The following is a 22,228-nucleotide window of genomic DNA, read 5'->3' on the forward strand; positions in this document are numbered from 1 at the left end:
GTATCCACGGTAAAGAGATCATCTTGACGAACCACCAAAATACGGCGGATGGCTTCCACACCTTGGCGAATCCCGCGAATTTCACCGCCGTCCTTACACTGGATTTCCGTTCGAGCAACGACAGCACCAGGAGCAATTTGATCACCATCTTGCACCAAAATGCGAGTCTGGGTATTGCCTTGGGTCTGATCTGCGACGATGTCTCGACGGATCACCAAGGATTCCAAAATGACTAACTGCAGGCGCATGGTGTCTGGATCGGTTTCATCCGGCACCAATTCAATATCTGCAGCAAGCTGGGAGGCGTCTTGGTCGATTTCTAGCACTAACTGCGTGCGCAGCAATTCTACTCCTTCAACAGACTTGACGCGATCGCCATCTTTGTAAGGAATGCGCTGAATAGCTCGCAGGCGAATAGACTGTCCAGAGTCTTCATTAATCGACTCTTGGCTGGGAACCGACGGCTCATCCGGCACCGTAAATTCTGTCACAGGACGCAGCAGGAGAGCAGCTCCTTCCGGAGTTTCTACATACTCGATGTAGCGCAACTCATCCACCGACAGCCCCGGCACAATTTCTTGCCCTGGCTGAGCTAGAGAACCATCTTTGGTCATCACCTCTTCGGGGTTGTCGGCTAGGTGCAAGTCCCCCGGCTTGATGACAATTTCCCGCAGAATATCATTCTTCTGAGTGACTTCCACCACCCCATTGCTTTGACAGAAGATGTCTTTCACCACCTCTGTACCGGCTTCAACGTATTGCCCGTCTTCCACCAACAGCAGGGAGATGTCTTTATTCACCTCATGGGCTTCTTCAGGAATCCAAAGCAGCACACCACCTTTGATGATCTCGTAGCCCTGCTTCGCTTTGCCTTTCTTCGCTGCGACTTCCACACCGGCGTATTTGATAATCCCACCCGTCTGGGTACGGTAGCGAGTATCCACCAGCTCCGCCACCACTTGACCATTGGTGACCTTGGTTCCCGGTGTAGCAATTAGGGAGAAACGCTGGTTGCTGTTTGTCTCAATAACGTAATGTTCACGTCCTTGGAAACTCTCCACAGTGACACTAGCTTGATCCAGCAAGACCGATGAGGTAATAATTTCAACCTCCCGACTGTTCTTGCCGCTGGAGTCTTGGGGTAAGCGAACAATCCCGCCTTGCTCGGTCACCAATTTGGTTTCTGCAAGAATATCGCTGCGGCTAATGCGATCGCCATTTTTCACCACAGGCTCTGCACCAGGGGGCAAGTTATAGACCTCCCCAGCCAGCACCCAGATCAAGCCACCCCGCTGGGCAATGCGCGTTGTGTTGCCCTGCCGGTCTTTCTTTTCTTCCGGAATCAAATCCGCAAAGCGAACTTCACCCGCTAGATCCGAGGCAACATCCTTAGTTGCTTTCTCCGTAATCTGGCGCGTGCGGCCAGTGGCCGACATTTCCGAAATAATCTGCCCTTCCTTCACCGGATCGCCATCATCTTTAAAGAGAATGGAACCTGCCGCCACCGCTAGCTTCTTCTTGCGATCGCCCTGTTCAACCACCACGTCCATGTTGCTTTCCACAATCATGGCGTCATCACCGTGACGGGTGCGGAAGGAGCGAACCCGGAATTTCTTGCTCTTGTCGATACGTAACACACCATTGAAAGGTGCCCGCACTTGCTGAGCCACTTCCCCGGTGAACACACCACCGGTGTGGAAGGTACGCATGGTGAGCTGGGTACCAGGTTCACCAATAGACTGAGCCGCGATAATCCCAACGGCCTCGCCTAGATCCACCATTTCCGCATGAGCCAAGCTCCAGCCATAGCAATGCTGGCAGACGGAACGCGTTGCTTCACAGGTGAGGGGCGATCGCACCACCACCTGCTCAATCTTGGCCTCACCAATCAACTCGGCAATCTCATCAGAAACGGCTTGGTTGCGAGCCAAAATCAGTTCACCGGTTTCAGGATGCAGCACATCCTCCGCCATCACCCGACCCAGCAGTCGATCCTTCAGGGGAATCAACACCCGTTCCCCGTCGGTCATACTGCGAGCTGGAATACCGCGCTGGGTACCGCAGTCCAGTTCCCGAATGATCACATCCTGAGACACGTCTACCAATCGACGGGTGAGGTAACCCGAGTCAGCGGTTCGCAGGGCGGTATCGACCAACCCCTTACGGGCACCGTAGGACGAAATGATATATTCCGTTACCGTCAGCCCTTCCCGGAAGTTGGTCTTAATCGGCAAGTCAATAATCTGCCCTTGCGGATCCGCCATCAGACCACGCATCCCCACTAACTGACGAACCTGAGAGATATTCCCTCGGGCGCCGGAGAACGCCATCATATAGACCGAGTTGAGAGGATTTCGAGAGCGGAAGTGGCGCACCACCTCGTCCTTCAATTCCTCACTGGTGCTGTTCCAAGTGTCAATCACCTTTTGGAATCGCTCAACTTCCGTAATCTCACCACGGGTGTATCGAGACTCAGTGGTGCGAATTTCTTCCTCCGCAGCCTCCAGCAGTTGGCGCTTGCTAGGTGGCACTTCTAAATCGTCAACGCTGATCGACACCCCAGCTCGGGTCGCATACTTAAACCCAAGATCCTTCAATTCATCAGCCATTTGGGCCGTGCGAGCCGTACCGTAGTGGGTGAAGGCCCAAGACACAATATTCCGCAACTGCTTCTTATCGATCACGCGGTTATAAAAAACCGGCTTTTGCTCTAACTGCTGAGTTGGTTGTTGATCCGCCATGGTTCTCCCTTGCCCCTCAAAACAATGCATCTGATGCGATCGCCCCTAAGTGGTGGGCGATCGCTCCGTCGCCAAACCCTGTACGACAGCCCCTAGGTCATCAAAACGTCGTGAATCGTCTTGTTGTAAATGATTCGCCCCGGCGTCGTTCGAACATACTGAGAAATAACATTGCCCTCTGCATCCTCACGCACCCGTCGGAATTTGTACACCCGAGTGGTAATTCCTTCGTCGGTGCGAGACTCCTCAAGAGGCTCTCCTTCCTTTTCACCGCTATCAACCGGCCCATCAAACCGTACCCACACATGGGCATGGAGAGACACCTGCTTTTGCTCATAGGCAATCACCACGTCCTCCATACTAGAGAAGTACCGCCCACTGCCCAGTTGCTGCTTGGGATTGTCCACGGTGAGATAGTAGCAGCCCAACACCATATCTTGGCTAGGGGTCACAATCGGACGCCCCGTTGCTGGCGACAGAATATTGTTAGAAGCCAGCATCAGTAAACGAGCCTCCGCCTGAGCTTCCAGGGAGAGCGGCACATGCACCGCCATTTGGTCTCCGTCAAAGTCAGCGTTGAAGGCCGGACAAACCAGGGGATGAATCTGAATCGCTCGTCCTTCCACCAAAATTGGCTCGAAGGCCTGAATCCCCAAACGGTGAAGCGTCGGTGCCCGGTTCAGCATCACCGGGTGCCCTTCAATCACCTCTTCCAGTACATCCCAAATGCTGGGATCATTGCGCTGGATCAGCTTCTTGGCCGCCTTAATATTGTTGACTAGACCTTGGCGAATCAAGCGGTGAATCACGAAGGGCTGGAATAGCTCAATAGCCATTTCCTTGGGCAGCCCACACTGGTGCATCTTCAGGTTGGGGCCCACCACAATCACCGAACGGCCGGAGTAGTCTACCCGTTTCCCTAGCAAGTTTTGCCGGAATCGCCCTTGCTTCCCTTCAATAATGTCAGACAAGGACTTCAACGGACGATTGTTAGCACCAACAACAGTACGTCCCCGTCGACCATTGTCAATCAACGCATCCACAGCTTCCTGAAGCATGCGCTTTTCGTTGCGCACAATGATTTCCGGTGCCAGAATTTCCTGGAGACGGGCTAGGCGATTATTTCGGTTAATCACCCGACGATAGAGATCGTTCAAATCCGAGGTTGCAAAGCGTCCCCCGTCGAGCTGCACCATGGGACGGAGATCGGGCGGAATTACCGGAATCACATTCAGCACCATGTGCTCTGGTCGGGAACCGGTAGCCACAAAGTTGTCAATCACCCGCAGGCGCTTAATCAACTTGGCGCGTTTTTGTCCCTTAGCACCGGCAATTTCTTCTCGCAGTTGCTCTGCCTCAGCTTCTAGGTTCAGATCTTCTAGGAGCCGCTGGAGCGCTTCAGCGCCAATCCCCACTTCTACACCCGACAGATCAGAATCTTCGCTGTACAGTTGATCTTCAATTTCGATCCATTGATCTTCCGTCAGCAACTGTTTGTAGGCAAGATTATCGGCATTGCCTGGGCTCAACACCACATAAGCATTGAAGTAGACAATTTGTTCCACATCCCGCAAAGGCATATCCAACAGGATCGCCATGTAGCTAGGAATCCCCTTGAGATACCAAACGTGGGCAACAGGGGCAGCCAATTTGATGTAGCCCATGCGATGGCGGCGCACCCGTGACTCTGTCACCTCTACACCACAGCGCTCACAGACAATTCCTCTGTGGCGCACCCGCTTGTATTTACCACAGTGGCATTCCCAATCCTTAGCGGGGCCAAAAATCCGCTCACAGAACAAGCCATCCATTTCAGGCTTGAGCGTTCGGTAATTGATGGTTTCGGGCTTGGTCACCTCACCCACGACCATGCCGTTGGGCAGGGTGCGCTCACCCCACTGCCGGATTCGATCGGGCGATGCCAGCCCAATTTTGACGTAGTCGAACCGTTGCTCTATTTTGGGCATCCGTGATCACTTCCTTTAATAGTGCTGACAGAGGAACTGGGACAGAGATAATCGTGGAGATAGGCGATCGCTGCAAGCTGGGCCATGGCGTTACCCCAAGGGAATACCGTAGCCGGGCGATCGCCCCTCTCCTAGAGTTGTTCTCCAACTTCTTCAGTGTCTTCCTCACGGGACACTGATTCATAGGTGGGACGAGATGGAGCCCGACGACTACTAACGTCTGCCATGAGATCCACTTCCACATCGCGACTGCTGCCGTCTTCATTGGTTTCAAGCTTGTGAGCAGCAATATCTAAACAGAGGGACTGCAGCTCTCGCATCAAAACCTTAAAGGACTCAGGGGTCCCTGGGCGAGGAATAGCCTTACCTTTAACAATGGCATTGAGGGCTTCGTTGCGTCCCTGCATATCATCCGACTTCACAGTCAGCAGTTCTTGCAGGGTATAGGATGCACCAAAGGCTTCCAGCGCCCAAACTTCCATTTCTCCGAATCGCTGACCACCCTGCTGAGCCTTACCACCCAAAGGCTGCTGAGTCACCAAGGAGTATGGCCCTGTTGAACGAGCGTGGATCTTATCGTCCACTAAGTGAACCAGCTTCAGCATGTAAGCCGTACCCACCGTTACCGGACGATCAAACGGCTCACCCGTTCGCCCGTCGTAGACTTGGATCTTGCCAGGATTCTCGGGATCAAAGATCCAGTCTTTACCGGTTTCCTCACGAGCCTCTAGCAGTTTGCCATGGGTAATGCTGCGGGACGCTTCCTGCCCATACATTTCGTCAAACGGTGTCACCTTAAAGCGAGTGTTGAGGTTGTGACCAGCCCACCCCAATAGGCACTCAAAGACCTGACCCACGTTCATCCGTGATGGCACACCTAGGGGATTAAGAGCAATGTCAATGGGGGTGCCGTCAGGCAGATAGGGCATATCCTCAATCGGCAAGATTCGGGAAATAATCCCTTTATTACCGTGGCGTCCAGCCATCTTGTCGCCCACCTGAATTTTCCGCTTCTGGGCCACATAAACTCGAACCACCATGTTGGCTCCCGGAGGCAGCTCATCCCCTTGCTCTCGGGTGAAGACGCGGACATCCACAACCCGACCTTTCTCACCGTTGGGCACTCGGAGGGAATTATCTCGCACATCTCGGGCTTTTTCCCCGAAAATAGCGCGCAGCAGTTTTTCTTCTGGTGGCTGGTCGGACTCGCCCTTAGGCGTCACCTTACCCACCAAGATGTCGCTAGCTTCTACCCAAGCCCCAATCCGAATAATCCCCGTTTCATCTAACTGCCGCAGGGCATCTTCCCCAACGTTAGGAATTTCCCGGGTAATTTCTTCAGGGCCAAGCTTGGTCTGGCGTGCCTCAATTTCATACTTTTCAATATGAATCGAGGTGTAAACATCTTCATACACCAAGCGCTCACTAATGAGAATCGCATCCTCATAGTTGTATCCCTCCCACGGCATATAGGAGATGATGACGTTTTGACCTAGAGCAATCTCACCCCCTTCCGTGGCAGAACCATCCGCCAAAACCTGGCCGAGCACCACGCGATCGCCTTCAAAGACAATAGGGCGTTGGTTCAAGCAAGTATCTTGGTTGGAGCGTTGGTACTTCTGAACAATATGTTCAATCTCCTGCCCCTGATCATCCCGCACCACAATCCGGGTAGCGTCTACATAGGTCACTTCCCCATCTACTCGCGAGAGAATCACCATCCCCGAGTCACGGGCAGCCTGCGCCTCCAACCCCGTGCCCACAAGCGGGCGCTCTGGGCGTAGCAAGGGGACGGCCTGCCGCTGCATGTTCGAGCCCATCAAGGCTCGGTTCGCATCATCGTGCTCTAGGAAGGGAATCAGGGATGTAGCAACAGAAATAATCTGTACCGGAGAGATGGCTACATAGTCCACCTCGGTGGGGGTGGTGGTGGTAAACTCCTGCCGGTAGCGCACGGGCACGGTTTCACCCAAAATGTAGCCTTCTTCATCTAGGGGAATATCCCCCGGTGCCACCCGCAGATCATCTTCTTCATCCGCCGTCATATAGAGCGGCGCTTGCTCTTTCAGGACTCGGCCATTTTCCACCGGGTATGACGGCGTTTCAATGAACCCATAGGCATTGACGCGCGCGTGGGTGGCCAAGGAACCAATCAGCCCGGCGTTGGGGCCTTCTGGCGTCTCAATCGGACAAATACGTCCGTAGTGGGAGGGGTGAATATCCCGCACGGCAAAGCCTGCCCGCTCACGGGTCAGACCACCTGGGCCCAAGGCGCTGAGACGGCGTTTGTGAGTCAACTCTGCCAGAGGATTGGTTTGATCCATAAACTGAGAGAGCTGGGAGGAGCCGAAGAACTCCTTAATGGCGGCCACCAAAGGCTTAGGGTTCACCAAAGAAGCTGGCGTCAGCGATTCGGCATCCGACACGGTCATCCGTTCCCGAATGATCCGCTCTAGGCGATTGAGACCAACCCGCACTTGGTTTTGCAGCAGCTCACCCACCGATCGCACCCGACGGTTGCCTAAGTGGTCGATGTCGTCAATGGTGCCGATATCAAACTCTAGGTTGATCAAGTAGTCGATCGCCGCCAGGATATCTTGAGGCGTCAGCACCCGCATGGTGTCAGGAATACTCAGGCGCAGCTTGCGATTGAGCTTGTAGCGACCCACCCGTCCCAGGTCGTAGCGCTTGGGATCGAAGAAGCGAGATTCCAGAAGTTGTTGACCACCGGAAACCGTCGGCGGCTCACCCGGACGCAATTTGCGATACAGCTCCATGAGAGCTTCGTCTTCGCTAAACTGCCCTTCTTTATCGATGGTTTTTTGGAAATACTCAGGATGGCGCAGGGCATCAAAGATTTCGCTATCGTTCAAGCCTAGGGCCTTGAGCAAGACCTGGGCCGATAGCTTACGGGTCTTATCAATCCGCACCCAGACCAGATCATTTTTGTCGGTCTCAAACTTCAGCCATGCGCCTCGGTTGGGGATCAGACTTGCATTGTAGGTACGCCGACCATTTTTGTCCGTTTCCGCTTTGTAGTAGACCCCAGGGCTACGCACAATTTGGTTAACAATGACCCGCTCTGCTCCATTAATAATGAAGGTACCGCGATCGGTCATCAGCGGTAGATCACCAATGAAGACCTCCTGCTCCTTAATCTCGCCCGTCTCTTTGTTAATCAGCCGAGTGGGAACATACATCTGAACGGCGTAGGTACTATCCCGCCGCTTAGCTTCATCGACATCATACTTTGGGCGCTTGAGTTTATAGTTTTGACCAAGAAAATGAAGTTCTAGCTTCCCGGTATAGTCTGTAATCGGGGAGTAACTATTGAGTTCTTCGATCAATCCTTCTTCAAGAAACCAACGGAAACTAGCCCGCTGAATCTCAACTAGGTCTGGTAGAGTGAAGGCGGGTGAAGTCTGGGTTAAATTAGTCATGCGTCTCCTCAAGCAAGTCACGCCCTATGGGTGGTCAAGATTACTCTTGGTGTGTGAGTGTCGTCAACACAAAAATTCAGACCCTACAATCCTGTAGAGACTGATCTCGTCAAACTCACGGATGATGCGATCGCCAAGCAAATCGGGTCAACTATAAATAGCAACTTCCATGGAGTAAAAGTAATAGTCGGGTCAGTAATAAGCAAGGGCACGTCGGTAGGCGTTAGATCGGACAGGCTTCCCAACCATAGATTAACGAAGAAACTTAGGAATTGGGGCATCCCATGGATTGGCATCTAGTTCCTTAACAGCAACAATGATGGCGTCATCAGGGTGAGTACTGATCTTAGAAAGACAAGTCCTGCACTAACTCATCCAACCTGATCAGTCAATACTAACTAGTTTTACTATTATGCCCCAATAACTTGACTCTAACCGATAAATATGCGCCGAATTTTAATAGCAGTCAGCGACGATAGATATCGTAGATGGCTAGCCTTCGACGCTGGCATAGACGTCAGGAACAGTTATACCAAAAAGGTTACAGGCGTTTTGAGTCGTCTGGGTTGCGATCGCCTCCAGAGAGACGCCTCGCAACTCGGCTAGTTTTTCAGCGACAAATCGTACATGAGACGGTTGGTTACGCCGCTCCTTGCGTTTGGGTACGGGCGATAGAAAAGGACAATCTGTTTCGATCAACAGGCGATCGCTGGGTACATGCTGGGCCGAAGCTTGAACCTGGTGGGCGTTTTTAAACGTCACAATGCCGCTAAAGCTGACATAAAACCCTAGATCAAGAAACCCTTGCGTTTCTTCGGGAGTGCCGCTCCAGCAATGCATCACCCCCGATACCGGCCCAACCTGCTCAAAGAACTCCATCAAAATGTGCTGCATAGCTGCGGCAGCATCTCGACAGTGGACAATGATGGGCAAGCCTAGGTGGTGAGCGATCGCTAACTGAGAGCGAAAGACCTCAATCTGTCGATCCTGATCATCCGCCTTGTAGAAATCCAAGCCCATTTCTCCAATGGCAACAACCCGTTGATCAGACTGAGCTAAATCCTGAATTTGAGCAGCAGTCTGGCCTGTCCACTTATCGGTATCGAGAGGATGGAGTCCCACAGCAAAGGAAATTTCTGGAAACCCATCAGCGATCGCCTGAATCCTAGGAAACTCTGATGGCTCAACACAGGAATGAACTAACCGGACAACGCCAGCATCTCGCCAGGCTTGGGCAACATCAGGCAAATCGGCTTGGAAACTCTCAAAGTTTAAATGAACGTGGGTGTCAATCAACTGCATAGATGGACAGACAAAATCTCCGTGGAGAACAACTAGAGGTGAGACACAACGTTCAGAACGATTCTCGATGCAAATCTGCAGAATCTTTAACAGAGTGCAGGCCTATAGCTTACTATCTAGCAAGATCTAGGATGAAGCAGCGGCCATTTTTTCCTTCAGAGCTTTAGCAAGACGTGCCTTTCTACGAGCACCGGTGTTGCTATGGAGCACGCCCCGCTTCACGGCCTTATCGATTTTGCTATAGGCAGCGGAAATGCGCTGTTCTACCTCTTGCTGAGCTTCCGGAGTTGGATTAGCAGCATAGGCATCTAAAGCCGTAAAGTACCGCTTGATAAGCGTTCTGGATGCTGAACGATAGAATTTATTCCGGAGGCGATTGCGCTCCGCAATGTTAATGCGCTTGATTGCAGACTTGATGTTTGCCACGGCTCGAATCTAATTTGGGTGTAAGTGATCACAACTTTGGCGAAAATCTATCATAACAAAAGATGTTCCATCTCGCGTAAATTCTGCCAAGGTTGTCAAGGAAATGACCATGATTGAGAGAAAATCCGAGTTAAGCTAGACAACAGAGGGGTTACTCCGTCACTGGTGAAGGTGATTTAGCTCCCAACTTGTTCAGAAGCCCCCTAAGCATGTTTGCTGTGACAACCTGTTGGCAGGAGCACCGCAGCAAGCCCTATCGTTTTCCTTAGCCCGTTTTAACTTTGCATGGCAATGCTTCGAATTATCAACCAGGTTTCAGAAGCGCGAACGGAACTGCGGCGAATTTGCGATCGCACCTACGATGAGCAGATCATTCACAAAGAAGCCACGGTGCGAGAGGTGCTTCAAGCTGTTCAACGACAGGGCGATCGCGCTTTGATCCACTACACCGAAGAGTTTGACCAACGCACCCTGAAGTTGGAAGACCTACGCGTGAGCGGTTCTGAGTTGGATGCTGCCTATCAACAGGTGTCCAAAGAGCTCTTGGATGCTATCCAGCTAGCCCGTCGCAACATTGAAGCGTTTCACCGCCAGCGGGTACCCAAAAGCTGGGTACAATTTGGCGAGGATCAGGTGGTGCTCGGCAAGCGCTACACGCCGATCGATCGAGCAGGGCTCTATATTCCTGGGGGGCGGGCCTCCTACGTCAGCACGGTCTTGATGAATGCGGTACCGGCCAAAGTGGCGGGGGTGCCTCGCATCGTCATGGTGACGCCGCCGGGCCCGGAAAAAGCCGTGAATCCTGCCATTTTGGTGGCGGCTCAGGAGGCTGGTGTTCAGGAAATCTATCGCGTGGGTGGGGCCCAAGCGATCGCCGCCCTGGCCTACGGCACAGAAACCATTCCCAATGTTCACGTGATTACCGGGCCCGGCAATATCTATGTGACCCTGGCCAAAAAGCTGGTCTATGGCACCGTGGGCATTGATTCCCTAGCCGGGCCGTCAGAAGTGCTGGTCATTGCCGACCAGTCTGCCAATCCAGTCTATGTTGCCACCGATCTCCTAGCCCAGGCGGAGCACGATCCCATGGCTGCCGCTATTTTGATCACCACAGACGTCAGCCTTGGGCGACAGGTGGTTGCTGAAGTTGAGCGGCAGTTAGTTAACCATCCCCGACGGTTGCTCACCGAAAAAGCGATCGCTCACTATGGCTTGGTCGTGGTTGTAGACTCCCTCGATGTGGCCGTCGAACTCTCTAACGAATTTGCGCCAGAACATTTAGAGCTAGAAGTCACCGATCCCTGGGGGCTGATCGAAGGTGTCCGTCATGCTGGAGCCATTTTCCTCGGCTCCTCCACCCCAGAAGCAATCGGTGACTACCTGGCCGGGCCGAACCATACCCTGCCGACCTCCGGTGCAGCACGCTACGCCTCTGCCCTGGGAGTTGAGACCTTCATGAAGCATTCCAGCCTGATTCAATATTCCCCCACCGCACTGCGCAAAGTTGCCAATGCCATTGACCTACTGGCCACCTGTGAAGGGCTGCCCTCCCATGCAGACTCGGTCAAACGACGCATTGAAGACGCCGATGATTCCCAAGATCCATAAGCGATCGCTCATGGGGTACTAACCACCTGTTGCTGGGCTTCCAAAAATGTCCGTAGCCGCCAGATATTAAGAGTTTGCGCCAGATTGAGCGGCAAGATAGACACACCTGCCAAACTCGACTGCACCCAGCCATCGCCCCATTGCCATTCATGAACACCATCCACTGCTTGGCTCATGAGCAGTTGTAGGGTCTGATCACCCAAGAGAATGACTTGATGTTGAATGGCGATCGGGCCAATCCAGCTTTTAAAGGTGCTGCCTAGGGTGAGGGTATCGGTTTCACCGATCGACAGCGATTGGGGATACAGCCACCGACGCAGGTGGGCCCCTTGGGTGAGGCTGTCTCGAATGGCGGTACCCGATGCATTGATCTCAATACGGAGGTCGCTTTGCTGAAATGTTCCGAGCATGGTGAATCCTGTCTTGGTGGACTGAGGGAGCAACCGGCCCTAGAGCGAGAATTGTCGTAAGGGCGATCGCTTCCTCATTTCATCCTAGAGGGAGATCTCTCCAGCGAACACCCAGACTCACACCGTAGAATAAAAACTAGTATTGTTACGAACTATGTAGGGTTCCTATGGCAGATCAGTTAATTCGAGCAACCGCAGCCGATGGAGGGATTCGGGCCGTTGGTGTCATCACCACCCGTTTGGCAGACGAAGCAAGGCGGCGACACAACCTATCCTATGTAGCCTCAGCAGCTCTGGGACGCACTATGTCTGCCGGTCTACTCCTAGCGTCTAGCATGAAGCGTCCAGAATCCCGGGTCAATATTCGCATCAACGGCGATGGTCCCTTGGGAGGGATTTTTGTCGATGCGGGTCTCGATGGCACGGTACGCGGCTATGTAGATTGTCCTTCCGTAGAGCTGCCCCCTAATGATCGCGGTAAATTGGACGTGGGCACTGCTGTGGGACGCAATGGCTACCTCTACGTGGTGCGAGACGTGGGCTACGGTTATCCCTACTCCAGTACCGTGAATCTCGTCTCAGGGGAAATTGGGGATGATATCACCGCCTACTTGGTGAACTCTGAGCAGACTCCGTCAGCCTTGGTCTTAGGCGTCTTTGTCAGCGCCGAAGGGGTGACCGCGTCGGGGGGGCTGCTGATCCAAGTGTTGCCCAAGGCCGCTCGGGACGAGGCCCTTGTGGAAAAACTAGAGGCGCGAGTGTCTGCTCTTTCGGGGTTTACACCGTTACTGCGGGCATCTAAAACCTTACCGCAAATCTTTGAAGAGCTCCTAGGCGATATGGGACTCGTCCATTTGCCCGGCACCCAAATGCTGAACTTTCACTGCGGCTGTTCCTTCGAGCGGATGTTGGGAGCCTTGAAGTTGCTTGGAGAAGACGAACTCAAGGACATGATTGTTAAAGATGATGGTGCAGAGGCCACCTGTCATTTCTGCAATGAAGTCTACCGGGCCACCAGCCACCAGCTAGAGCAGGTGATCTCCGAGCTGAAAACGGAGTCCTCGGGGTGATGTTTTCTCGAGACTCGCCCTAGCGAGTGGCGCAGCGATCGCCTCCCAGGTAGCCATGCTCTCAGATTATTTACTCAGAGGGTGTACTAGGGTCGGGAGGCGTCGCCACCGGTTCTGATACTGGTGCTGACTCCTCCGCCTCCGCTGGAACTGGGGAAGATGGGCTAGGTGCTGGATCTGCCTTAGACGTTGACGGATTCTCAGGAGCGTCGGCAGGTGGGCTGCTCTCCTGCTCAGGAGCCGCGATGGGCATGGGAATTTCCTCGACGGCCGGTAGTTTCTCAATGGCTAGACGTGATGGACTCGTACCCCCAGATAACCGCTTCAGAAGTTTAGGACGGGGATCATGCAAAAGATAAATGATGCGATCGCCCGCTTGAAACTCTTCAGAAGCGGGGATCACCTGAAGCTGATTTTGCCGTTCCAGCAGAAGCGGTACCAACTCACCCGACCGGGTCAGCGCTCGCAGGTGAGCTTGTTGAAAGAGTAATCCTGGCTCTCGCAACGTCGTTTCACCCAGTTTCACCGCATCATCATCCACATAGCGGTTCCAGGTCTTAAACGGCATAAATTCCATGAACGCGGTCTGAACCCTAGTTTTATTTGTCGTAGGATTAGGAGATTTATTCGCCTTGCCAGATTTATTCGGCTGAGGATCAGTATTGCTAGTTTTACCATCACCAGGCACCACAGCTAACACCCGCGGTGGCTGGAACTCTTCCGCTGCCCGCTGAGCCAAGACAGAGTTCACCTCACCATTATTAGTCATCGCAAGGAACGTGCCCGCCGTTGATAGTCCAGCTTCTTCCAACACATCCGTATCAAGAGCACTTCTGGCAAAAACCGTGAGGTTTTCCCGCTCAGCCTCTCGACAAGCCTCCTGATCGGTGTCAATCAGCACGACTGTTTCACCCCGCTCCTGAAACAGTCGGGCAATCAGGCGACTGATGGGATTACAGCCCACAATGATGGCACCCGTCACCTCAGTTGAATTCACCCGCAGAAGTTTGGCCACCCAACGTGCCGTCAGCCCCTGCAGAAATACCGTGGAAATAATGGTCAAGAAAACCAGAGCTTTAATCGCATCTCCACCGCTAATCCCCCGCTCCGTCAACAGGATGGCAAACAAAGAGGCAACCGACGCCGAGACGATGCCCTTGGGAGCCACCCAGGAAATAAATAGCTTTTGCCGCCAGTTGAGCGTGCTTGTCCAGGTACACGTCCACACCGTGAGCGGCCGCACCACAAACATCAGCACCGCTACCGTAAAGACCGCTCCACGACCTAGGGCAAAAATACTGGCAATGGACAAATCTGCTGCCAAGAGGATGAAGAGAACGGATACCGCTAGGATCGTGAGCTGCCCCTTAAAGCGACGAATCAGCCGTTCTTCTGGCACCGAGGAAGCCCGCAGGACAATACCTGCCACCACCGTAGCCATCAGCCCAGCCTCACTGCGAATGGTTTGAGCTAGGCCAAACAGGCCCCATAAACCGGCGAGAACAACCAGGCTTCTGAGTTCTTCGGATAGAAAATTTGCCCGCTTCAAAATGAAGCCCAACAGCCATCCCCCGATCATGCCGATGACCACGCCAATGCCTAGACGCAAAATCAACCCATTCACAACCGAGAGAAAATCTGCGTCACCGTTGAGGATGACATCTAAGACCACCACCGCGAGGATTGCTCCCACGGGATCAATCAACACGGCCTCCCCTTCCAGCAAGGTAGCAATCTGGCGATCGACCTTCACTTGCTTGAGCAGAGGTGCGACCACCGTGGGGCCCGTCACCACCACCAACGCTGCATATAAAAAGGCCAAAGACCAAGGAAATTCCCCCAACCAGTGGGCAGCCATGCCTCCACCAATGAGGGTAATCAAGGTACCAATCGTCACCAGATTTTGAAGGCTGCCCGACACCTTACCTAACTCTTTAAGCTGCAGGCTTAAGCCACCTTCAAACAGAATGACAGCAACGGAGAGGGCCACGATGACCTCTAGCCCTGTCCCCAATACTTGAGGATGCAGCAACCCAATACCATCTGCACCCAGTACAATGCCAAACAGCAGCAGGAAGACAATGCTAGGAACCTTGAGATAATCAGCAACCACTTGGGCGCTGATGCCGGCGATGATCGTCATCACCATCTGTATCGTGATCTCAAAGGGTGCGTCCATAGACCTTAGGCAAACGGGCTAACCGTTAAGTAATGAGGTCGATAACGCTGCGACATGCTGAGGCTGTCCTGAACACTAGAAGTAACAACAGGTGTGAAACTAGGGAAGACAAGACTATCCATCATGATTCCTCCCACCCTTCTGGTTCATCTTGCTAGCTTTTACACTGAATAAGAGCCATCAAGACTAGGCTGCGATTCAGTTGACTCATGCCGATGCAGAAACGGAGAACCTCGATGAACTGAACCATGACACTACGATGTGCCCACCATTAATGAATATCATCCAGACTCCTTAGCAAGGTTCCTAATGCTAGGGACCTCGATGCTAAGTCCATCTGAATGAGGAACTAGGAAGATTCTGTAGCAGGGCAGTTCAGGTTTAAAACCTTCTATACACCGTAGCAAACCATGAGAGAACCTGCTAAGTTCCGCTCAACAGGTCTTAGCCCCCAGCTTTATTAGGTAGGTCATCCCAATATGCTGTGAATCAGCCTATTTCCGTGACTTAGGCTACAGTTTGTTCAGCATACCATTCTGGCTTGCGCGCTGTAATCACCGATGGTCTAAAATCGTGCCCTAGTCCTGACATCAAAAGAGCAACCCTTGATCCCTAGAGCCATCCATGGGTTTCCTAGATTGTGAACCTCAACACAAGCGATCGCCCCCTAAGAGCTAATTTATTAAGTCGCTGAAACTCCCATCTGGCAAGGCTTTCAGAAAAACTGTTTAATGCAGTCCCCGTAACCCAGAACCCTTGATATACAAAGGATACAAGCAGCTTCAGATTTGCCTCATAAATCAGCCCTAAGACAAGATCAACCTAGGCTGAACCCTGGGATCAAGCTAGGGCAGATGATCCCAAGTCAGGGGGCACATCTTGCCAGCGACCGGAGCCCACCGCACGGATTGCCTCGGGCAGGGAAAGCGCACCGGTATACAAAGCACGTCCAACAATGACACCGGTGACCCCTAGAGACTCTAGGCCCAGCAGGCTGAGCAAGTCGCGGGTGTGGCTAATTCCTCCGGAAGCAATCACCGGCACGGGGCTGGCGATCGCCACCTCTCGCAGGGCGTCACAGTTCGGGCCTTGCAGCGTGCCATCTCGATGGATATCCGTGTAGATAATGGCACTGGCCCCTGCAGCAGACATGCGGGTCACCAGATCAATCGCGTCAATTTCTGAGGTTTCTAGCCAACCTCGAGTAGCCACCTTGCCATTGCGGGCATCAATCCCCACGATGATGCGTTGGGGAAGATCGTGGCAAAGCTGAGCAACCCTATCTGGCTGCTCAACGGCGATGGTACCTACAATCACCTGCTGCACGCCCAAATCCAGGAGTTGGTCTACACTTTGGCGATCGCGGAGCCCGCCGCCCACCTGCACCGGTACATCTACCGCCTTGAGGATGGCAGCGATCGCTTTTTGATTGACCGGGTGCCCCGCCTTCGCCCCATCCAGATCAACCAAATGGAGACGGGTAGCCCCTTGCTCAACCCAGGATTGGGCAACGGCGACCGGATTTTCATCAAACACTTCTGACTGGCTATAGTCGCCCTGATAGAGGCGCACACATTGTCCATTCAGCAGGTCAATAGCTGGGATAATATCCATAAACGCGACTTAACAGCATAACGGGCAGCACCCTCACCGATCGGACTGCTTCCTAGCTAGCCTTCGTTCGGAGAGAAGAATCTAGCGTCACCCTACGCGATGCCAGCGGGAGACTCACACACATCTCCCAGAACAGCAGGTAGGACAACACCGACCTTCATTGTACGAGGTGATGCACCTGTGCGGGAGCAGCCTGGCAGTCATGACATGATCCAACTGCTCTTTTAACCTGGCCAAGCCTGAAGAAACCGTTGCGATCTTGGGTTAGACAGTCCGAAATCTTTTAAGCTCAAAGTAGATGCGCCACTGCCCAGCGGTTGATGTATTGGCAGCCCTATCGACAGCATGGGTGAAACCATATGGTCTGGGGTTGTGCTATTCATACGGACATTTTTTACAGTTATGCAAACGGCTCCCAATTCTGCTCAGGTATCTGAGACCTTACGAACCGACCAGCCCCGCACCATTGTGCTGGATGTTGGCGGCATGAAATGTGCGGGCTGTGTGCGGGCGGTGGAACACCAGCTCCAGCAGTGCGACGGAGTCGTGAGCGCTACGGTGAACTTGGTCACCGAAACAGCACTGGTGGAATGTGATGGGGCGGTTTTGGAGCAAACTCTTGCTACGCAGCTCACCGAGGCGGGCTTTCCCAGCCATGTGCGCCAAGCTGCTGATCCTGGGCCATCGCTGGAGTCTCCCGACACCGCCGAGAGCGATCGCTCCTCCTGGCAGTTGGCGATCGCCACAATCTTACTGTTGCTGTCTACCCTAGGACACCTTGATCATCTAGGGTTCCCTAGCATACCGGGGCTCAGCAGCATCGGCTTTCACGGGGGATTGGCGACCTTAGCCCTGCTTGGCCCTGGGCGACCGATCTTGGTGGACGGCTGGCGAGGACTGCGGCGATGGATGCCCAACATGAACACCCTGGTGGGCTTAGGCACGGTCACCGCCTACAGCACCAGTGTGTTGGCCCTCCTGCTGCCCCAACTGGGCTGGGAATGCTTTTTTGATGAGCCCGTGATGCTGGTGGGCTTTATTGTCCTGGGACGCACCTTAGAGCAGCGAGCCCGGCAACGGGCGGCCAAGGCATTTCACGCCTTATTAGCCCTGCGTCCAACGGTGGCAAGGCTAGTGGTCGATCGCTCCGATCTAGAGCGATCGCTCACCGCTGACCACCAGGAGATTCCCGCTGAGCAGGTGCAGGTGGGGCAATGGCTGCAGGTGCTGCCGGGAGACAAGCTACCGGTGGATGGGGAGGTGATTCTAGGGCAAACCACGGTGAATGAGTCCATGCTCACCGGAGAGGCAATGCCGGTGGTTAAGCGTCCGGGGGATCGCGTCGTGGCCGGGAGCTTCAACCAATCAGGGGCGATCGCCATTCAGGCCACCCGCATTGGCAAAGACACCACCCTGGCGCAGATTATTCAGCTCGTCGAAACCGCTCAAACCCGTAAAGCGCCGATTCAGCGCTTGGCCGACACAGTGGCGGGCTACTTCACCTACGGCATCATGGCGATCGCTAGCCTGACCTTCCTCTTTTGGTATGGCTTGGGCACCCGCCTCTGGCCCATGGTCTTACAGGGTTCAGACCATATGATGCAGCATGGGCTAGCCGCCATGATCACGCCCACCGCAGCCTCCCCCCTCTTGCTAAGCCTCAAACTGGCGATCGCAGTCTTGGTGATTGCCTGCCCCTGTGCCCTAGGTCTAGCCACCCCCACAGCTCTGCTTGTGGGATCGGGGATGGGGGCAGAGCGCGGCTTATTACTGCGAGGGGGCGATGTGCTGGAAAAGGTGCATCAGCTCACCACCCTGGTATTTGATAAAACCGGCACCTTGACCACCGGGCATCCCACCGTCACCGACTGCCTTCCCCAAACCACCGAGATCACCGGCGAGCAACTACTTCAGCTCGCCGCCACCGTGGAAGCAGGCACCCGTCATCCCCTGGCTGTGGCGATCTGCGAGGCGGCCGATGCCCAGGCGCTATCGCGATTAACCGTCCAAGACGTACAAACCTACCCCGGCTCCGGCGTGGTGGCTCGTTTCGGCGATCAGGTCGTGCGCCTAGGCACTGCGGACTGGTTCAGCGAAGAACGGGTGGCGATCGCCCCTAACACCCAGCAGGTTGCCGACCAGCTTGCCCGTCAAGGTAAAACCATCGTGTATGTTGCTCTCGATCAGACCACCGTCGGTCTCATTGCCATCGCTGACGAACTACGGAGCGATGCGCGGGCCACCCTAGATCGGCTGCGGCAGATGGGCTTAACCGTCATGATGATCACCGGCGATCGCGCCCTTTCAGCCCAAGTCATGGCTGAGCAACTGGCCCTAGAACCCCACCAGGTTCTTGCCGGTGTCCGTCCCGACGCCAAGGCCGACGCGATCGCCCAATTACAAGCCACAGGACAACGAGTCGCCATGGTTGGAGATGGCATCAACGACGCGCCTTCCCTGGCCCAAGCCGACATTGGCATCTCCCTGCATTCAGGAACCGAAGTGGCGATCGAAACCGCCGACATTATCCTCATGCGCGATCGCCTCATGGACGTCGTAGAATCCATTCGACTCAGCCAAGCCACCTTCAACACCATTCGCCAAAACCTAGGTTGGGCGTTAGCCTATAATCTAATCGGCATCCCCCTAGCCATGGGAGTGTTGCTACCAGGGTTCGGCATTCTACTCAGTCCCCCCACGGCTGGAGCCCTCATGGCTTTCAGTTCCATCACAGTGGTATCCAATTCTCTCCTGCTGTATCGCCATTCCACGATAGATTAGCCATGAACTTAGCAATCCATTAGGAACCGAATTAGTCCAGATACCAGCGAAACCCGCTGTAATAGTCAAGTTAGATGGGGCTAGAGCAACTCTCGAGTTAGGTTATGAGATAATCAGAGTCCTTCCCAGTTAGTTCACCGTAGGCTTGTTCCATATCAGAGGAGGACTACAGGTAGGACAGGCATGGCAGGCTCTAGGCAATCCTAGCGGCAGTACTCATACACATTCGTACAATTCTCGAAGCAGAAGCTGATGGATGCTAGCTTAGAATCAGTTAACCATCCGTTGAGGCTCAGCGATCTATCCTCCAGCCAAAACCAGACTATCTTGGGCGACCGCTGTAGGAACGTTCTAGCAGAATCATAAATAATCAGTACATCTTGATCTCTTCAACGGGACTAGGAGTACAGTTAGAAAAGAGAATTCAGAGGTTAAAATCCAAAAGCCTCTGACATGTGATGCCCTACCTCCGATCGCTGATGTACTTCTGCTGACTTAGGAGGGTGCAGATAGCCCACGGGGTGTCTATTATAAGTATGCCTTTTCCAGTAAAACCTACGTTTAGTTAGTAGTCGCACTACCAGTTGTCCATGCCTTCAGAACCTCACCAAAATCACCTACTGATTATAGAAGACAATAAAGGACGGCGAGAGTTCACTTTGGATAGTCCGGTGTATTCGATTGGTCGTGATCCTAAGTGTGATATTCGGTTAGTCTCTCAGTTTGTCTCGCGCCGCCACGCTACCCTCGTGCAACTGCCAAACGATGATGGAAGTTTTTACTATCGAATTGTCGATGGCAACCTTAAGGGTAAACCCAGTGCTAATGGGCTGTTAATCAACGGACGCAAAGTTCAGGCCCACGACCTTGAAGACGAAGATAAGGTGATCTTTGGCCCGCAAGTGTATGCCATTTATTACTCTCTCAAGCGGGATGCTATTTCCACGGTGCCACCCGATGAGTTTGACATCACGCTGATCAGCCCCAACATGGTGGATGGGGATGACGATGATGATGATGATGATGACTCGGATGAACCGGATACGGATCTAAGAATTATATGACTGATGAGAGATCTCAATCACCTCTGGGCAAGGATCAAAACGTTGTTGTTCCGATAATCTCGGCTACATGCGCCGATCATTAGAGCTAACGCTGACAGGTGTCGGAGATATCAGATGGAGCAGATGGGGCTGTGTTCAGGTATCACGATACTGGTAAGTGATCCTCAACTCCAGCCTGATCTGACAGGGCTATGGGTGCCGTTACGAAAGAACGACGGCACTCTCAAGCAACGCGTGCTCGAAACGTTATGGCGATCGCAGACATGACCTTCGATGGCAACCAATCCTGCTTAGTCTGAGCTTGCCGACAATACCCATTCATCAACCAGTTCCCGATGAACAGTGGACCTAGCATTGGGGCTCCAACCCAGCAATGTCTAGGGCACTACGACCTTGGTCAAACATAGTCAACAGGTTGAGGCTCAGCGTCTCAAGCGTTGTGCCTAAGCTGGGGTTGAGGCATACTCCACCAATTTCCACTGACGATGATCGGCGATCGCTTGATTGACATGGTCAAACATATCGCGGCAGTGGTTTTGCGTATGGAGCGGCAGTTCTTCATTTTTAATGACTAGCTTGAGGCGTACCTCCGTCGCAGTCGTCACATTGCGATCGATGAGGGCTTCCACCGTCACGAGCTTGCCAAAGACAACGGCCCCTGGCACTTCCCGGGCCATCAAATAGTCACCCGTGTCGTAAATAATATCGAAGTTGCATATCATCAGCACCTCAGCCAGCATCGCGGAAAAGCGTTCTGCGGGGGTTTCAAGGGTAAATAAGCTTGTATAACGTGCCATAAGTGACTCCGGCTAAGCGGACTAAAAACTGGATCTAGCTCTATGCAAGCATTTGCTAAGGGCAAGAGCAACTAATCAATGTGATAACCGTCGCAAGGAGATGCAGATGTCACCGTTCAACGTGCATAGAATCTAACACGAGAGAGACCTCAACCAATGATCAACAAGAACCTCTAGGGACATAGGATCAGCATGGTGGTACACCAAACAGCCATCGATAGCATGTTCTACGTTAGGTTGCCCAGGATGTCGAAGGACATAGAGCAGATATACCCTCTGACTCCACCTTAACGAGTTTTGCTAAAACAGGGTTTACTCAGGGGTCGACATGAAGATTGAATGGTGAATCGTTAGTAGACCGTTCACCGCAACAGAGACCTGGCCGGGATAGTTCGTCTATTGAATCAGTTGTGAATCGGTTGAATTCGTTTATTTGTTCGGTCGATTGACCATTCAGAATTAAACGTGGTCTGTGTGGCCTTAGAGTATTATAGACGAGCTCATTTTTCAAACGATTGGCGGAAATTGCACAGCGCGCCAGGGCAGGCAAGTTGATTGTGATGGAAGGGGGAGAAGGCGGCGGCAAAACGACGCAGCTTCACTACCTTCATCGTTGGTTATGTCAATTACCGGCGGTGCAGTCTCTGCAAGCAGAGGGGCAGGTCACAGATATTGTGGTGACCAGGGAGCCAGGGGGCACCCTCACGGGGCAACGCATTCGCCAACTCCTGCTCGATATATCTCCCGAAGAACCCCTGAGCGATCGCACAGAACTGTTGCTCTATGCAGCCGACCGGGCCCAGCATGTAGACCATTGGCTCAGACCTCG

Annotated in this window: 14 protein-coding genes; 5 read left to right on the forward strand and 9 right to left on the reverse strand. The window is 53.3% G+C overall.

Annotation, left to right across the window (positions count from 1 at the left end):
- The 5 genes from V6D20_23280 to rpsT all read right to left on the reverse strand — a co-directional run.
- Nucleotides 1–2,741 (reverse strand): DNA-directed RNA polymerase subunit beta'' (locus V6D20_23280; protein HEY9818701.1); only part of this gene is annotated, 2,741 nt, incomplete at its 3' end.
- A 92-nt stretch (nucleotides 2,742–2,833) separates the two neighbouring features.
- Nucleotides 2,834–4,708 carry a DNA-directed RNA polymerase subunit gamma gene (locus V6D20_23285; protein ID HEY9818702.1) on the reverse strand — a complete coding sequence of 625 codons (1,875 nt, stop codon included), beginning with the start codon at nucleotides 4,706–4,708 and terminating at the stop codon, nucleotides 2,834–2,836.
- A 131-nt stretch (nucleotides 4,709–4,839) separates the two neighbouring features.
- A complete protein-coding gene (rpoB, locus tag V6D20_23290) occupies nucleotides 4,840–8,148 on the reverse strand; it encodes a DNA-directed RNA polymerase subunit beta (protein HEY9818703.1) in 3,309 nt (1,102 codons plus the stop codon).
- A gap of 492 nt (nucleotides 8,149–8,640) precedes the next feature.
- Nucleotides 8,641–9,450, reverse strand: a complete 810-nt coding sequence (locus tag V6D20_23295; protein ID HEY9818704.1) for a TatD family hydrolase — start codon at nucleotides 9,448–9,450, stop codon at nucleotides 8,641–8,643.
- A gap of 126 nt (nucleotides 9,451–9,576) precedes the next feature.
- The gene (gene rpsT / locus V6D20_23300; protein ID HEY9818705.1) at nucleotides 9,577–9,876 is read right to left on the reverse strand and encodes a 30S ribosomal protein S20; all 300 of its coding nucleotides are present in this window, start codon (nucleotides 9,874–9,876) and stop codon (nucleotides 9,577–9,579) included.
- A gap of 285 nt (nucleotides 9,877–10,161) precedes the next feature.
- Between rpsT and hisD the strand changes: the two genes are divergently transcribed.
- Entirely contained in the window at nucleotides 10,162–11,484 is a 1,323-nt protein-coding gene (gene hisD / locus V6D20_23305; protein ID HEY9818706.1) for a histidinol dehydrogenase, read from the forward strand.
- A gap of 8 nt (nucleotides 11,485–11,492) precedes the next feature.
- On the opposite strand, the gene V6D20_23310 is transcribed toward hisD, so the two are convergent.
- Entirely contained in the window at nucleotides 11,493–11,894 is a 402-nt protein-coding gene (locus V6D20_23310; protein ID HEY9818707.1) for a hypothetical protein, read from the reverse strand.
- Nucleotides 11,895–12,061: 167 nt separating this feature from the next.
- Here V6D20_23310 and hslO point away from each other — a divergent pair, with 167 nt between their 5' ends.
- Nucleotides 12,062–12,964, forward strand: a complete 903-nt coding sequence (gene hslO, locus V6D20_23315) for an Hsp33 family molecular chaperone HslO (protein HEY9818708.1) — start codon at nucleotides 12,062–12,064, stop codon at nucleotides 12,962–12,964.
- A gap of 70 nt (nucleotides 12,965–13,034) precedes the next feature.
- On the opposite strand, the gene V6D20_23320 is transcribed toward hslO, so the two are convergent.
- Both V6D20_23320 and hisA read right to left on the reverse strand, forming a co-directional pair.
- Nucleotides 13,035–15,143, reverse strand: coding sequence for a cation:proton antiporter (locus V6D20_23320; GenBank protein HEY9818709.1), 2,109 nt, complete (start codon nucleotides 15,141–15,143; stop codon nucleotides 13,035–13,037).
- An 840-nt stretch (nucleotides 15,144–15,983) separates the two neighbouring features.
- Nucleotides 15,984–16,757 carry a 1-(5-phosphoribosyl)-5-[(5-phosphoribosylamino)methylideneamino]imidazole-4-carboxamide isomerase gene (gene hisA / locus V6D20_23325; protein HEY9818710.1) on the reverse strand — a complete coding sequence of 258 codons (774 nt, stop codon included), beginning with the start codon at nucleotides 16,755–16,757 and terminating at the stop codon, nucleotides 15,984–15,986.
- A gap of 402 nt (nucleotides 16,758–17,159) precedes the next feature.
- Here hisA and V6D20_23330 point away from each other — a divergent pair, with 402 nt between their 5' ends.
- Entirely contained in the window at nucleotides 17,160–19,538 is a 2,379-nt protein-coding gene (locus V6D20_23330) for a heavy metal translocating P-type ATPase (protein HEY9818711.1), read from the forward strand.
- Nucleotides 19,539–20,128: 590 nt separating this feature from the next.
- The gene (locus V6D20_23335) at nucleotides 20,129–20,602 is read left to right on the forward strand and encodes an FHA domain-containing protein (GenBank protein ID HEY9818712.1); all 474 of its coding nucleotides are present in this window, start codon (nucleotides 20,129–20,131) and stop codon (nucleotides 20,600–20,602) included.
- A 443-nt stretch (nucleotides 20,603–21,045) separates the two neighbouring features.
- On the opposite strand, the gene V6D20_23340 is transcribed toward V6D20_23335, so the two are convergent.
- Nucleotides 21,046–21,399: a hypothetical protein gene (locus V6D20_23340; protein HEY9818713.1), complete on the reverse strand. Its 354-nt coding sequence runs from the start codon at nucleotides 21,397–21,399 to the stop codon at nucleotides 21,046–21,048.
- 515 nt (nucleotides 21,400–21,914) lie between these two features.
- On the opposite strand from V6D20_23340, the gene V6D20_23345 reads away from it, so the two are divergent.
- Nucleotides 21,915–22,228: hypothetical protein (locus tag V6D20_23345; protein HEY9818714.1), on the forward strand; the 314-nt coding region annotated here is incomplete at its 3' end.

This window comes from Candidatus Obscuribacterales bacterium (assembly GCA_036703605.1).
Classification (GTDB): Bacteria; Cyanobacteriota; Cyanobacteriia; order RECH01; family RECH01; genus RECH01.